Origin of the sequence: Paradesulfitobacterium ferrireducens, from assembly GCF_017310645.1 — a bacterium.
Taxonomy (GTDB): Bacteria; Bacillota; Desulfitobacteriia; order Desulfitobacteriales; family Desulfitobacteriaceae; genus Paradesulfitobacterium; species Paradesulfitobacterium ferrireducens.
The window spans coordinates 18,564-34,133 of sequence record NZ_JAFLRH010000001.1 but is presented as its reverse complement, the minus strand read 5'-3'; the positions used below and the strand labels follow the sequence as shown (position 1 = coordinate 34,133).

General features: G+C 49.1%; 9 protein-coding genes. 1 reads left to right on the top strand and 8 read right to left on the bottom strand.

The features are described 5' to 3' along the window. Positions 1–386: 386 nt before the first annotated feature. From J0X21_RS00115 to J0X21_RS00105, 3 genes are all read right to left on the bottom strand, one after another. Entirely contained in the window at positions 387–3,962 is a 3,576-nt protein-coding gene (locus J0X21_RS00115) for a cell wall-binding repeat-containing protein (protein ID WP_206808418.1), read from the bottom strand. 668 nt (positions 3,963–4,630) lie between these two features. Continuing rightward, complete coding sequence (locus J0X21_RS00110) at positions 4,631–6,244, bottom strand: N-acetylmuramoyl-L-alanine amidase (RefSeq protein ID WP_206808420.1); 1,614 nt, start codon at positions 6,242–6,244, stop codon at positions 4,631–4,633. Between the two features lie 403 nt (positions 6,245–6,647). Continuing rightward, positions 6,648–9,167, bottom strand: coding sequence for a S8 family serine peptidase (locus J0X21_RS00105; protein WP_206808417.1), 2,520 nt, complete (start codon positions 9,165–9,167; stop codon positions 6,648–6,650). A gap of 217 nt (positions 9,168–9,384) precedes the next feature. Between J0X21_RS00105 and J0X21_RS00100 the strand changes: the two genes are divergently transcribed. Beyond that, complete coding sequence (locus tag J0X21_RS00100; protein WP_206808416.1) at positions 9,385–11,400, top strand: cell wall-binding repeat-containing protein; 2,016 nt, start codon at positions 9,385–9,387, stop codon at positions 11,398–11,400. Positions 11,401–11,570: 170 nt separating this feature from the next. Here J0X21_RS00100 and J0X21_RS00095 read toward each other — a convergent pair whose 3' ends face one another. The 5 genes from J0X21_RS00095 to J0X21_RS00075 all read right to left on the bottom strand — a co-directional run bounded on the left by J0X21_RS00095 (position 11,571) and on the right by J0X21_RS00075 (position 15,517). Further along, entirely contained in the window at positions 11,571–11,879 is a 309-nt protein-coding gene (locus J0X21_RS00095; protein WP_206808415.1) for an AbrB/MazE/SpoVT family DNA-binding domain-containing protein, read from the bottom strand. Positions 11,880–11,949: 70 nt separating this feature from the next. Next, on the bottom strand, positions 11,950–12,753 hold the full coding sequence (locus J0X21_RS00090) for an ATP-binding protein (RefSeq protein ID WP_236005985.1): 804 nt from the start codon (positions 12,751–12,753) through the stop codon (positions 11,950–11,952). A gap of 26 nt (positions 12,754–12,779) precedes the next feature. Continuing rightward, positions 12,780–14,306 carry an HD domain-containing protein gene (locus tag J0X21_RS00085; RefSeq protein ID WP_206808411.1) on the bottom strand — a complete coding sequence of 509 codons (1,527 nt, stop codon included), beginning with the start codon at positions 14,304–14,306 and terminating at the stop codon, positions 12,780–12,782. Positions 14,307–14,322: 16 nt separating this feature from the next. Beyond that, positions 14,323–14,733 (bottom strand): hypothetical protein, encoded by a 411-nt coding sequence (locus J0X21_RS00080; RefSeq protein ID WP_206808409.1) that lies wholly within the window; start codon positions 14,731–14,733, stop codon positions 14,323–14,325. Positions 14,734–14,863: 130 nt separating this feature from the next. Beyond that, complete coding sequence (locus J0X21_RS00075; protein WP_206808419.1) at positions 14,864–15,517, bottom strand: sugar transferase; 654 nt, start codon at positions 15,515–15,517, stop codon at positions 14,864–14,866. Between the last annotated feature and the right edge of the window lie 53 nt (positions 15,518–15,570).

Genomic DNA, 15,570 nt, shown 5'->3' with positions numbered 1-15,570 from the left:
TTCCCAAGTAACATCAATCGCCAAGCTTTAGACATGGTACGGTGGGCAGGCTTTGATCCATCCATTTACCTAAAATCCGCTGGCAGCATCCAGTAGCTGCTGTAAGAGATTACCATGCCTTAAAATAAAATCAGTGAATCTGAACTCGCGGAACAAGGGTTATTAAGCGCTTACGTTCGGAAAAACTTTTGCGGCCAGTCCGTCGAACTTTTGCGGTGAGCCTCCGCCGCGGAGTCATAAGAGAGCCGGCCCGCCCGAAGGCGAACCGGCTCCCTTATGACTCGTTAAATTGTCAGAATTGTTCCCCATTGTGTGGGGGTACGACCCCGGGGGAAGGGTTGACCGAATGGGAGACCCTTCCCTCGAGCACGTAAGGTTCAATTAAATTATGGTGTTACGATAATAGCTCCAGTTGTTGTGTTGCCAACAGCGTCTGTGATGGTAGCGGTTACGTTAGAAGCACCAAATTTCGCAGCTGTTGTTGCATTATTATTGGTAATTGTTAATGTACCACCAGCCCATGAGAAGGAAAGATCGCTAGCAGCAGCACCTGTGACAGCTGCTGTTAAAGCGTTCTGGACAGCAGTCTGAGAAGCAGCACTTAGCGCTTCAGAGAATGTAATGGTTCCAGTTCCAGCCGCAGCAATACCTGTGGTATTACCACTAGCAAGGGCTGTACTAACTGTAGGAGCAGTGAAGTCAAATGATGTTGGACCAACTTCAGTAGCATATGCTTTGTTACCAAGACTATCCTTAGCAACAATCGTTACGTAAACAGGGCTTGCGTAGTTAATAGCAGTTCCAGCAACTGCATCAGTTGTAATGGTTGTAGGTAATGTGTAGAGACCACTAGTTCCACTTAAGGTAATGCTACCAACCAAAACATTTTGAGAAACAGTGTAGTTTGCTGCAGTAGTTTTGTCAATTACTGTAGATGTACCGTAGACATATACATCATAAGATGTAACGCCTTCAGCTTTAGCCTTATCAAAGTTTGCAATGTTCAATTGGATATCGCCAGCATTTTTATTAGCTGCAACTTGATTTAAGGTAAAGGTTGGAACAGTAACGTTTGTATCAGTTACTGTTACATTCTTAATAGAGCCATTAGTATTTGCGTTGGCAGATACATCAGCAAATGCTCCAGAAGCAACACTCAATGTAACTTTCGTTAAGTCAATTCCACTCAAGTTAATTGTAACAGCTGCAACTTTACCTGTAACCGAAATAGCGGTACTAGCGACAGCTGTTGTGCCATCTGCATTAATAAGAGAAACTTCAGTTCCTGCGCCAGCATAAGCAACATTTTCACTGAATGTAATATTGATTTTCCCAGCAGTAGCTGCTGCACTTGCAACAGTCGGAGCAGTATTATCTTTTACAGTCAAAGATTTCAATGCTGTTCCGCTCATTGTGGAACCAGCGGAGTTTTGAACGTTGAAGACTGCAAGATTAACAGTTCCATCTTGAGTATACGTTCCTGCAGGTGCAGTAATTTTTACTGTGTTTTTGTTGGTATCAGTGAAAGCAATGGTTGTTCCAGCAGGAAGTGATTTTCCGTCAACAGTATAATTTGCTGTGCTAAGTGCTGTATTGTTGAGTGCTGTTCCAAAACCTAGTGTAAAGTATTCGGAGCCATCAGCATTTACAGTAACTGCACTTGGTGTTCCTACTGTAATCGCAGTTGTATTGTTGAGGTCGTTAACCGTAACATTTACTGTGAAGGCAGCATTACTGTTACCTGTAGCAGAAAGTGTATTAGCAGTATCTACAAACAACTTAGCAGGAACTGTAATTGTATAGGTTCCTTTAGCAAGTTTAGCTCCAGTTCTATTGTAGAATTTAATATAGGCTTGGTCTGATCCAGGTGTTGTTCCATCAGACTTAGCTACGATAGCTTTATCAAAAGCTTTACCTGTTCCAAAGACGTTTGCTGTTTGGTCAACACCGTCAGCGTCAACAACAGTTAATTTTGCAGCATCTGTATCAGTAACAGAAGCAGCTGCAATTTTCTCGCTCATTTGAACAAGAATATAAGAGTTATCAGATGCCACAGTAGTACCAACATACGTAGGTGCAGTTTGGTCAGCCGTCATAGTTACGGTAGAGCTAACATCGTTGATAACAGCACCATTAGTTCCCTTTAAGCCTTTAACTGTAATAGTTGGTGTAATGGAAGGATTGGTTGTCGTATATCCAGGAATGTTAACAGTTACGATAAGAGTTTTACCAGTGGTATCAGTCGAATCAACAGCAAGGTTAATTCCACCGCTTGTGCTGAAATCAGTTCCCAGGGTTTGTACTTTGAAGTTAGTACCAGCACTTGGGATGCTGTTCGTATCAATTTTCGTATCGAATACTAATTTAACTGTCGTATCACTAGCTTGAGTAGCAGATACTAAATTTCCAGCACCTGCTTGACCAACAGTAAACGGAATTTGGGTTGTAACAAGAACATTGCCTGCATAATCAGTAGCAGAAGCGATAGACAGAGTATAAGTTTGACCAACAACCAAGTTTTGTGCTGTAGTAATCGTTACTTGATTGTTTTTAGAAATATCATTAGCATCTAATGCTGTTACGCTAGCCGATTGACCATCAACTGTGTATGTCCCAGCATTTTGTACTGGTTCGCTATAATTAACTGTAATTGTTTGCGTACCAGATGTACCAGCTGTAACATTTACGCTAGCGGTAGGAGCAGTTGTGTCGCTTTGAAGCCATGAAGTTGAGTAAGAAGCTCCAAGAGCTGTACCATTAGCGTCTTTCACTCCTGTGCCAACAGTGAAAGAGTAAGCTTTTTTATTGGTCAATGCACCAGTCTTACCTAGTGTAATAGTAACTGTTTTTCCGTCAGCTCCTAATGAAGCGGTATCAGTTAAAGCACCAGCTGCACTTTGAAGAGCTGTATTTTGGAGTTTGTAGTTAGTTACATCTTCTGCAGTTGTTTCATCAACAGCTTTATTAAATACAACTTGAATTTGTTCAGCGTTAATAGCACTTACACTCTCAACAGCCAGAACTGCAGGAGCTTGATACTTCACGTTGCCTTTAAGAGTGTCGGAAACAACTCCGGTACCGCCAAGGGCGATAACTTTGCTGTCAGAAGCAAGTTTGCTGTTTACATAGCTAGCACCGGCTACGCTGGTGTTGGCCAGGAGCACAGCAGCTTTAGCTTGAGCAGCCAAAGGAGCGGCGACGAGCGCGTCAACCAAAGTTTCACCGTTAGCGATGTAAACTTTGCTGAACTCGTAGGTCAGGCCTTTAACAACAGCTTCATTGGTGGCATAACGGTCAGCGCCGCCGAAACGGTCTGTTGCGCCGGCATAATCCTTAACCACACCGGTTCCGCCCACGAGGTAGGTTTTGGAACCAACAAGTTTGGCAGCGTTCACTGTGCCGTCAACATTCGTCAGCACGATTGCATACTTGTTGGCAGCTGCATAGGAAGCAGCGGAAAGCGCGTCAGGAATCGCATCGTAGCCTACTACGAAGGTTCCTGCAACATTGGTCAGTTTCGCGTTGATCGCGTCAGCAGTGGCCCAACGGTCAGCGCCTGCAAGCTTCTCAACAGTTGCACCGCTAATAGCATTGACAACCGCATCGTTGGCAGCTGCACCAACAACATATACTTTCTTCGCACCAAGAGCTGCGATTTTAGCTTTTACGTCAGCGTTTAAGCCGCTCTTGAAAGTTAAAAGGATAGGAGCATTTTCTTGCCCGGCCAGCGGGGCTGCTGCCAAGGCGTCAACGAGGTTGTCATCGTCAGCAGGAGCAAGGATAACGGTGTCGGCTTTGCTCCAGTTGCTGGCCACATCAAGAGCCGTTGCAATTCTGTCTGCGCCGGCATACCGGTCTTTGTCAACAGCAGAAGTCGTTGCTGCGAAGACTTGTACCGGAAGCATGGCCAAGACCATAGCGACGATAGCTAAGATGGCTAAAGTCTTCTTTGTCTTTCTCATGTAGTGAATTTCTCCTCTCTTTCTTATGGGATTTTTCTTCTGTCTTTGGAGACGGGCTTTAGTCTCAGAGCGGACTACTTATATTTTTCTAGTTTGGCTGCCCTCTCCTCACCTGCGCTGCAATTTGTCTGTCACTCACCCCCTTAGAGAGTCGCAAAATCTTTAGACATTGCGCAATATCTAAAGGTACCCCACCCTGTTCGATGTGCGGGGGCGTCCCCCCATTTCGAGATGTGATCTCAGGGGTGGCTTACCCTTTAGACGGCAATAATGAAGAAACCTAAAATAGGTTCTACATTCGTTTATAAATATTCTTTAAGAAAACAGATATTCCTGCTTGTTGGGATAACTTTTTTGAGAGATATCCTTAATTTTTTATAAACCTGTTCCGTTCGGCCGGAATCGTTTCTCTGTAGCTTGGCCGAACGGCGTAAGTCTCCACCGGAGACTTACGTTCCTGAATTCTGACTCCTGACTCCTATATATAAGACGTATTAGACTTGCTAAAAGTTTCCCATATCCGGAAAAAATTTTTCTTCCGGTTTCTACCACAGGAGTAACATCAGTTTAACGCATAAAAGCCTAATTTTCCAGTACTTTAACATATTTTTTTCCTGAAATGCGCAAAAATATTTCCTTTAGTTGGTAAGTCAGAGGGGGGTGGCCCTCTAATACCCTTTATAGACGAGGATGCCCCTGTAAATGCCCATGGCCGCCTTCTGCTGATATTCTGAATTCGTTAACAGCTGTTCTTCCGTGGCATTGGTCAGAAAGCCCAGTTCGATCAGAACCGCGGGCATGGTTGTATCCCTGACTACCACAAATCCGCTGTCCTTGACCCCGCGGTTTTCATACTTCCCTCGGTTATAGCCTGCAAGTTCTTGAATCACCCGGTCCTGAACGGCTTGTGCCAGTTGAACCGAGCCGGCTGAGGAGGGGTTTTTCGAGCTGTAATAGGTTTCGGTTCCGTAGGCATCGGGATTGGCGGCAGAGTTATTATGAATGCTGATAAACAGGTCAGCCTGTTTGTCTGCGGCGATCTTAACCCTGGTCTGCAAATCCGTGAGTTCCTGATAATTTTCTCCGGTTGGAAGGTAATCTCCCGTGCGGGTCAGAACAACATTGGCCCCCGCACCCCGCAGGATATCCGCCAGATTCAAGCCGACAGCCAGGTTGATATTTTTTTCCTGGGTGCCGTTGGTTCCGATCGCACCGGGGTCTTTGCCCCCGTGGCCGGGATCGACCACTATGGTCACCCCTGCCAACAGGTAAGGCGGCTGAATCTTGCCTTCGACCGTTCCTTTCACCTTGTCGGAGAGAACCGGCGCCCCTCCGATGAGAGTGACCGTTGTACTGCTCACGGTGGCACCGCCCATGGCGGAATAGGTGAAAGCCGGAAGGTCGGTATTCGCAGACATAAAAAGCCAGGCGCTTCGTTTGGCAGCCAGAGCACCGGTGACTAAGGCATCGGGGAAATCTTCCCCGGTAACCAAATAGGCTGCCTGCTGGGTGAGCCCGTCTGAGCCAAGCTGTTCCTGGGCAAACCAGTAGACCTTGGCGGCTGTCTCATAGCGGTCTTTGCCGCCCAGGCGGTTAATATTGGTCAGGCCGTCAAGCGTCTTAGTCGGGATCACTCCCTCGCCCCCGATGACCAAAGTCTGGGAAATACCTTCCCCGCCGTTGGCCATGCCTCTCTTGTCCAGGTTGGCCATCGTGGTACGGGTTACCTCGGGCAGTTCTTTTTTGCCGGTGAGGAAAATAGGCGTCTCTGTGATTCCGGCATACGGCCCGATAGCTAAAGCATCCGGGAAGTCCTCCCCGCTGGTTAAGATGGCCTGGCCTTTCACTCCCAAACGTTCAGCCACTTTGGCTGCGGTGTCATAACGGTCAACCCCGCCGATCCGGTCCAGAGCCTTGCCCGCTTTGAACAGGGGGACGGTTATCTTCTCTCCCAGCACCCCTTCCCCCCCGAGCAGAATCACATTTTTGGCCCCCAGGCGGTTGATCTCTGCCAGGACAGCCGGGTCAAGGGATTCGGGATAGGTAAGCAGAATCGGAGCATTAAGCCGGTGGGAAAGCGGCACGGCGACCAGGGAGTCCGGAAAATCGTCCGCACGGGCAAGAAGGACGGTGTCAGCTTGCTCCCAGCCTTGTTGTGAGACTTTAATGGCTGTTTCAATGCGCGTTGCTCCGTATAAGCGTGTTGTCTGCGCGGTTAATGGGGCAGCAATCACTGAAGCCTGAGTTCCTAGCCAGAACGCCAGGATGAGTACAAACAGCATACCCCATTTAACCTTCGTATACGACACCGAAATCACTCCTTCTTCGAGTACTCAGGAGTCAGTAGTCAGTACTCAGAATGGTATAGCGGTAATCTCCTGACTCCTGCCCTGAAAATAGACGAGGGGCAATTACTTAGCGAACCGTAGAGCAGAGGAGCGTCGAGAGCGCAGTTGATTCAGCGTTAAGCAGCGTCACGGTTCACTTCAGGTATTACCCTAAGGTTTGGCGCTGTAGCTGAATCAACAAGCGAACAGCTCCGGCGCGTGGTGAGCGGGTAATGCACCTTGGCTATTTTCATCCATCAGTGGTGCCGCATAGCGGCATGGGAGTCTGACTCCTGACTCCTGACTCCTTTTAGTAAGCATTCGACAAGGTTCAAGCAAATCCTGCCGTTGATTGCTGTTATTGCACAAGCTCTTGGATTGCCTGCAAAGCGCTGTCAGACAGCGCCCCGCTTCCGCCCAGGGCGTAGGCGCGTTTGCCCTGCCAGCCTGTGAGCACGGCCCTCTGTTCGTTGGTGGGGCCGCCCGGCGGAACCAGGATAATGTCTGTCCCTTGGCCGGCGGCCAAGACGCCGCCGGTTAAAGCATCCGGGAAGTCTTCTCCGGTCGCGGCGTAGACTGTTTGGCCTCCGGGCTGATACGCCTGCAGCACGGCGGCAGCCGTTCCGTAACGGTCAAGGCCGGACAGGCGCCGGGGATTGGGCAGCTGGTCCAAAAGCGCCGGGGACAGCACGCCTTCCCCGCCAACCACTGTTGTCCCGGTGACTGCATACTGCCGGAGCCATTGCCCGGTCTCGGAGTTTAAACTGTCTCCCATCGTGAGTAAGATTGGCATGCCCTGCCTTGCGGCAATCCCGGCAATGGAAATAGCATCCGGGAAGTTCTCGCCGTTAACGATTGCCGCCTGTCCGCTTGTCCCTACGGCCCGGGCAATGGCAGCCGCCGTCGCATACCGGTCTGAACCCCCGAATCGTTCAACCAATGCCAGGCTCCCCAATTGGGTGGCGATATCCCCGGAAATCGCGCCTTCTCCGCCGAGAAGCATGATTTGACGCGGGGCTAAGAATTTTATGGTCGCATAGAGGTCTTCCCTTAAAGCCTGGGTATCCGTAAGCAGAATGGGGGCATGGTACTTATAGGCTAAAGGAGCTCCCGCGAGCGCATCCGGAAAATCATCCGCCCGCGCCAGGATGACCGTATCCGCCCCCGTGGGAAAAGCCGCTTTGGCAATGGCGATCGCCGTTTCGATCCGGTCCAGGCCGGCAATGCGGTTGGACGGAGACGGCGGCACGTAGCCGAGACGGTATATGCCCGGTTCATAGATTCCGGCCGTGACAGAGACCGAGGATGTCCCCCCTCCCACTTGTATCCAGCGGCTGCCGGACCAGCGGTAAAGATAGCCCAGGAGACCGTTTGTCACTATATTAGGCTCGGCATTGATTTTGAGAGTGAGCATTTTCCGGGGAGATTCCTCCCCCCACTGAACGGAAAAAGCGGGACTGCCCGGAGTGATCGGATCCGGAAAATCCGCCGGTGCATCCACTTGGTTCAGGACTAGGGTTACGCTTTGCCCGGCAGTGCCGAAAGTTCGGGGTTCAACGGTGAGCTCCGCCCCAGGGGTTGCGGCGGAATCCTGCACGATGCCGCCGGCCCAGTTCAAGGCAGCGGGAGCTGACGCTTTCACCGGTTCAGCCGCAAAGCGCACCGCCCAGTCGGCATTGAGGCGGCCATAGCCGTAAGCCTCGTCCCGGCCGCTTGTCCCCAAATCTTCGGCCGAGCTCTCCAGCACTGCCCGCACTTGCTCAGCGCTCCAATCCGGGTGCTGGCTCCAGACCAAGGCCGCAGCTCCCGCAACCAAGGGAGCTGCCATGGACGTGCCGTCGGAGTAAGCATAGCCGGAACGGTTGGCGCTCCAGTAATCGCTTAGGATATTAACCCCGGGCGCGGCCAAGACGGCCTGCGGCCCGGTCTTAGAGAAACCGGCAACCTTGTCGTTCTGATCCGTGGCCGTTACCGCAATCACGTCCGGGTCAGCGGCCGGGTAATCGATTCCGGCAGTCCCGGAACCGTCTCCCTGGAGGTTGCCGGCGGCGGCTACGATCAGGCTTCCCCGGGCGCGGGCGTAGGAGATTGCTTCCTTAAGAATCTCTTCTTGGGCATCCGAACCCAGGCTCAGATTAATGATCTTGGCACCGTGATCGGCCGCCCACACAATTCCATCCGCAATGACATCATCTGTTCCTTCCCCGTAGCGGTCCATCGCTTTAATGGGCATTATTTTGGCGTCATAAGCCACTCCGACCACGCCTTCGCCGTTGCGGGCGGCGGCCGCAATGCCTGCCACATGGGTGCCGTGGCCGTTATTATCCCTGACCGATTTAAGGTCAGTGGAGGCAGTAATGGCATTATAGCCGGGTACGATTTTGTCTTTGAGATCAGGGTGGTTGATATCCACACCGGTATCAATGACCGCAATGGTTATGCCCTGACCTGTGGCCCCCAGTTCCCAGGCCTTGGGCACCCCCGTTTTGTCCAAGCCCCACTGGTCTTTATAGCCGGCGTCAGCTACGCTGCCCAGGCTGGAAACTTGAAAGGCCGGACCGGCCTCTCCTACTTTATAGAGACGGCTTGGAGCCGCTGTTTCCACCCCGGGGAGCTGTTTCAGTTCAGTGAGCGCCCTTTGCAGATCCAGGTTCGATGGAATTTGCAGGGTTGCATAATTTAAGGGGCCCTTGCGCAAGACCTGGGCGCCGGTCTGAGCGGCGATGGCTTCAGCCCCGGTTCCGGGAGCCAGGCGGACAATCACGCGTGTGCTGAGATTACCACTTGCGGTATTCGGCGCTGAAAAAGTATCGGAATTTGGTATTAGTGTCAGCGCAAGGATCAAAGCGAGCGTAGAATATACCCTTTTCCTGAACATCTTTTTGTCCCCACTTATCGATATTTAGAGTGCATTTTGATAGTAAAAAAGGAATTCGGCAATATGCCCCTTTTTCCTTTAGTTACTGTGACTAAATTTATTTTTTCTTTATTTTTTCGACGGTTTCTTATGATAAAATGTATGTGACCCGTGTGCGTTCCCATTATTTTCGGACTCGCGGGGGCAGGAACTAAACCGATTATACGAGGAGGAAGAGATGTACAGATTGATTTTTAGTTTTTTGTTGGGGTTAACCCTTTTTTTCACAAGTTTTACGATTCCCGTTTCATCGGTTCAGGCAGTAGAACCGGCTGATTTAAGGTTAGCCGGCGGTGACCGCTATCAAACGGCCATAAAAATCTCCCAGAGCGGCTGGGATACCGCCAATACCGTCGTCTTGGCCCGGGGCGATGATTTTCCTGACGCACTGGCCGGGGCTGTTTTGGCCAACAGTTCCAAAGCCAAAGGACCGCTCCTGCTCATTGATTCCAAGACGCTGCAGCCGGATGTGCTGACTGAGATTCTGCGGCTGCAGGCGCAAAGAGTATATATCCTCGGCGGAACCGGAGCCGTCTCTGATGAGGTAAAGAAAGTCCTGGAAGACAACGGGCGCTCTGTCCAGCGGATTCAAGGAGCTGACCGGTACGAAACTGCGGCGGCCATTGCCCAGGAAGCGGTGTCTAACTCTTCCAAAGCCTTCTTGGCTTATGGGGAATCGTTTGCCGACGCTTTAAGCGTGTCTTCCTATGCGGCTGCCCAGGGAACACCGCTTTTGCTTACGGACGTTAAGAAGGTGCCTCAGGTAACCCTGGACGCCCTGCACAAGCTGGGGGTTAAATCCGTCACTCTGATCGGGGGCACAGGGGTTATCGGACCTGAAGCAGCAGCCCAGCTTCAAGGATTAGGGTACACGGTCGACCGCCTTTCCGGGGATGACCGGTATTTCACCAATCTTGACGTGCTGAACCGCTTGAGCTTTAATACTTCCAAGCTTTTTGTGGCTACGGGGCTTGATTTTCCGGATGCTTTAGCCGGAGCCGTGTTAGCCGCGAAAAACAATAACCCGATTTTACTGGTGCCCGTGCAGTCTGAGCTGACCGCGCAGACGACCTCTTATCTCAGCTCCAGGCGCTCGGCCGGATCTTCATTTACCCTTCTCGGCGGCTGGGGTGTGATTAGCTACGGGATGGAAAGCATGATCCGCACCGGCTCGACTCATGCCCGCGTCTCCCTTCAATACTGGGACGGGTATGCAAGCCTGGACGCTTACCGGAAAAAACTGGCGCTCATTCCGGATCTGGCGACAGATTATGTGGACATCCTCTCTCCGAACTGGCGCAAGAGCATCTCCGAAGACGGAACCTTGGCCCTGCAATGGGGCTGGGACAGCTCCGACTATCGGACACTGGCGCAGGAAGCTCAGAACCGCGGGCTGAAAGTAATGCCCCTGATTAACGGCAGCGGCAGCGTGATTGACACGATGCTGGCTGATCCGGCCGCCCGGGCTAACCTGATCAGCCAAATCGTGAAGCTGATTGATCTCAGCAACACAGACGGCGTCGTCATCGACTTTGAACTCCTTAATGATGCCGACGGGCCTTATCTCACCGAGTTTATGAAAGCCCTCAATGCTGAGCTCAAACCCAAGAACAAGCAAATTGTGATGGCGGTGATGCCGGTTACTTCCCCCCAAGTTGAAACCTGGCTGGCCGAATACAACTACCATGACCTGGCCCAATATGTAGACTACCTGCACATCATGACCTATGACAAGCACTACCGCACGTCCGCTCCGGGAGCGATTTCCCCGGTCGATTGGACGAGACAGGTTCTCGCGTATGCCAAAAGCGCGGGCGTCCCTGCCGAAAAAATCTTAATGGGGATTCCTTATTATGGCCGGGACTGGGCTCCAACCGCTGACGGCAAATGGGATTCCACGGCCTTTGGCCTGACCAAGGCGAAAGAGCTGGCCGCTCAGCAAAGTGCCGAGATCAAGCGCGAGACTTCAGCCGCCGATCCTGTGGGAGTACCCTATTTCACCTATTCCGTAACCAACCCGGATAATAGTGTGGTCCAGCATACCGTATATTTTGATGATGAGAAGAGCTGGGATGCCAAACTTTCCTTGCTGGATGAATTCAACATCGGCGGAATCGCCCCCTGGGCCATGGGCTGGCTGGACAGTGACAGTGCCAGCCTGCTCTTCCCGTTGCTGAAGAGCCATTTGAGGTAGGGAAGGAGACAGGAGTCAGTAACCTAGAAGTAAAGAGTCTCTCAGGGAATCCGGCAGCACGTTGTAGTGCTTCGGAGTGACCTGAGAGACTCTTTTCTTTTAGTAATTCCTCAGAATATCATGATGTCCGACGGCCTTGAGAACGATGGTATCACTTGTGCGTTCAAACCTCAAATGGTTTTGTCTTGAGAATGATGGGCATTCATTTTTTCCTCCAAATCACGGATGCAATCGTCCATAGTCTCAAAGCTTTCATATTCGCCATTTGCTAAAGCTTCTTCGGAGCGGCGCATTTTTTCTTGCCACTCTTTTGTCCAAATATAGGCTTGGTTTTTATCAATCCAAGCCACTGGGCGAAGGAAAATTCCACCATCACGTTCTTCAAACGCAAGATAATCTCCTTCATGAAGATCCATATCTTTCGCGATTTGCGCCAGACTTACAAGCATCCTCTTTTGTATTTGCTGAACGATAGGCATAGACCTTCTCAACTCCTTAGTTTACAGTTTTGCTGTAAGCTTAAAATGGTTAGCCGAGCAAGGATAATGCCTATATCCAAGAAACAGGAATGGTTGCGTTTTTATCGTTAAGACGCACGCTCTTGTCGTACAGGCAAATCACTCCGCCCGTTCCTATAGTTACTCCTTTGATTTTTTCCAGGACTGAAAAGTTTTCGATATGTTCCTTGCCGGGGTTAGCCGTTTTCTTAATCTCAACAGGAAAGAACGTACCATTCTGCGCAACGAGCAGATCTACTTCCTTCGCGTCATGATCTCGGTAATAATAGAGCGAAGGGTCTAAAACCCCTGCATTGTAATAACTCTTAAGCACCTCAGCGATCACGAAGGTTTCAAAGAATGCTCCTGCCATAGCGCCGGCCTCCAACACCTCCGGGGTATGCCATTTGGTCAAATAGGCGGCTAACCCGGTGTCGAGGAAATAGATCTTGGGCGTTTTTACCGCTCTTTTCGTGATGTTGTTATGGTACGGTTGCAGTAAATACACAATGTTGGACGAAACTAAGATTGAGAGCCAGCGGTCAGCCGTCGGCACACTGATTCCGACTTCATTGGCTACAGAGGTTAGGTTAAGCATTTGTGAGGTTCTGGCTGCCATTGCAGTCATAAACTTAATGAATTTCAGTTCATCACCTACCTGCGCAAGCGCTCGCACATCACGCTCGATATAGGTTTTAGCGTAAGCCCCATAAAACAGCTGCCAGTCCAGCTCATCAGCGTACATAGCGGGCATTGAGCCTTTGTGGATAATCTCCCATATCTCTTTATATTCCACAGGTTGAGCTGATGTTTTTCTTTGCTTAAGATTAATAAAGTTGAAGTGCTGTTTTGCCAAGCTGAGGTGAAACATTCCCGTTAAACTTATTCTTCTGAAATGTCCGCGTCCATCTTACACAATAACTTGGAGAAATTATTTAGTTTCAATTCATAAACATCTTCTAATATGCTTTTGGCCGCATTATACACAACAGATCGATACTTCGGCAAAGTAAACACATATCCATTCCACTTATTTTCGGAAAAAGCCTTAGTCCAATCATCGACAGGAAAAATCTTACGCAAGGGAAGATGGGTATCGTCCCCTCCAACATTTTTTATGGGCCAGTATCCTTCTTTATATTTAGGTCCGGAAGGAACATCCACCCAAATATACTGAACCGGCACCTTCTCTCCAAACTCGCTAGTTTTGTCTGAGATAGCTTGCCGGAGCATGTTTACCTCCTCCGGTTTCTCGGCTAGCCTCATAAACCACTCAAGTTTTTCATGATTGTCTACGGTTCTGCCAGATACAACCAAAGCTCTTTTGGGCAGGTTTCTATGTAAAAGGCTATTCGTAAATTTAACTACGAGATCCGTTTTCCCTTTTGCCAACCCATATACATCATCGTCGGTTAAATACAAAAAATCAGCCGCGCTATCAAATTTTAGTTCATAGACTTCCAGGTTATTATCCATGATCTCGTCGAAAATTGACTTAAACAAGCACTCTGCTGCTCTTACCTTATGATGATGATAGACCGAACTGTACAACATCATTTTGTTAAAAACAATCTGTTCAAGTGGAGTCACCCCGGTCAAATCGACACTTAAGCGTAATCGGCCTGACTGGTCGGTTACAATATCCAAGGCATAAAATAACCTGTCTAAATCTAAAACCATCTTGATACCGGTAAAGTAAGAATCTCTTTGTATATAATCAAGTTTGTCGGCATCGAAAGCCCCGTTAATAATGTCGACCACAAAGGCGGAAGCGGGGTTTTCCACGTATCCAACTATCATATCTCCAACAAGTTGAAGATCAATGTTCACTTTGTATTCTGCTGCAATGTATTTCTCAAAAAATTCATGCAACGGAGTGCTGGTTACAATCAAATAAGATAATATCTCATGGGGAGATGCTCCCACTAATCGCGGATCGTTTTCTTTTTCATATTGTATATCAGATAATTCTTTATAAATTCGTTCAGACATATGTGAAAAAGGCCCGTGACCACAATCATGCATAATTGCAGCCATACGGACAAGGTTCAAAACCTCATGTTCTCTGAATGTTATATCAACATATGGGTGCTTGTGTCGCTGTTGCCCCTCAGTTATTTTTTTGAATAAAGCTCTAACTAGTTTTTCGCCTATCGAGGCAACACCTAAAGAATGTTCAAATCGATTATGGTTTCCGGATGGAAAAACAAGAGGAACGACATCAACTTGATTAATTCGACGCAGTCTTTGTACTAAAGGTAAATCTAATATAGCTATTTCATGAGCCGAAAAAATATTGGAGCCTAAAATTGTATCATGAATAACTTTCGACCCTCTCACTTTTAAGGGTACGTAATCCTTAAGCATCTCCCTCACATAGTTATCAACTTGCTCTCTGAGTGTAGACAAACGCTTCACCACCAGTTCACTGAACTACCATGTTTTCAAATTCCTCGGTCAATTTGGAAATTACCCGCTGCTTCTCAGTGGAGAACTTATTATATACTTGGTTAGATAAATCTTCCTTCCTTTTCTCCGGGAGATCATAAAATTCATATTTCGGGTTTAGAGTTCCTAATATGCTTGAAGTTTCTAGCCTGAAAAGTACCCTATCAAGTAATTCCGAAAAAGGAACAAGACCGGAATTGTCAAATTGAAAGTCATTTAGCAATTCGTGAAATTCATCTTTTTGTTTTAGACGAAAGATTGTCCCATGTATAATTGCCGGGTCTTTTGGTATCGAGGTAGACTTTAATTTACAAAGAATAGCCATAATTACGTCATCTGGGTAAATAGTCTTTTCATGGTACTGTCGCAACATTTCTATTGCAGACACAGTCAACACCTCCTAATACATCTTACCATCACAGTTACATAATACACCGATATTAGTAACCTGTCATCTTCTGGAATATCAATCTAGTAATAATATATTCCTCGATTTTCTTTAGAATCGTTCCAATTCTCTAATATGCCCCTTTTCCCGTGAAGACCACAAACACCGTCTTCCACAGGATCTTTAAGTCGAGCCAGATGCTCCAGCTCCGGACATACTCGACATCATAAGCGAGCGTCTCCCCGAGCGTAAGTTCACTGCGTCCGTTCACCTGGGCCAGGCCGGTGACGCCGGGCAGTACTTTAAGGCGCTGCCACTGCTCCGGTGTATAGCGCTTGGCGATTTCCGGCACTTCCGGACGGGGACCGACCAGGCTCATGTTCCCGATGAGGATATTCAGGAGCTGCGGGAGTTCATCGAGGCTGGTCTTGCGCAGGAAGCGGCCGCTGCGGGTGATGCGCGGGTCATTTTTGTCCTGAAAGACGAAGTTCTCCAGGTCTTTAACCTTCTGGAGCTTGGCTTTCATCAGGTCGTCCGCATTCTGAACCATGGTCCGGAACTTATATACGGTGAATGGCTTGCCTTCCAGTCCAACCCGCTTTTGCGCGAAGATTGCAGGACCGGGGGAATCAAGTTTAATCCAGAGGAAAATCACAAGCCATAAAGGAGAAACAAGAATAAGCAGAACGGAAGCCACTATCAGATCGAGCAATCTTTTCGCCGCCAGCTGCCAGCGCGGATAAGACGAGACCGGTTCTTCAGCCGCTGTCTTTCGCACAGCCATAGTCTCCTTCATCAAGGTACTCCTCTCAATAATATTGGGATAGCTTCCGGGGT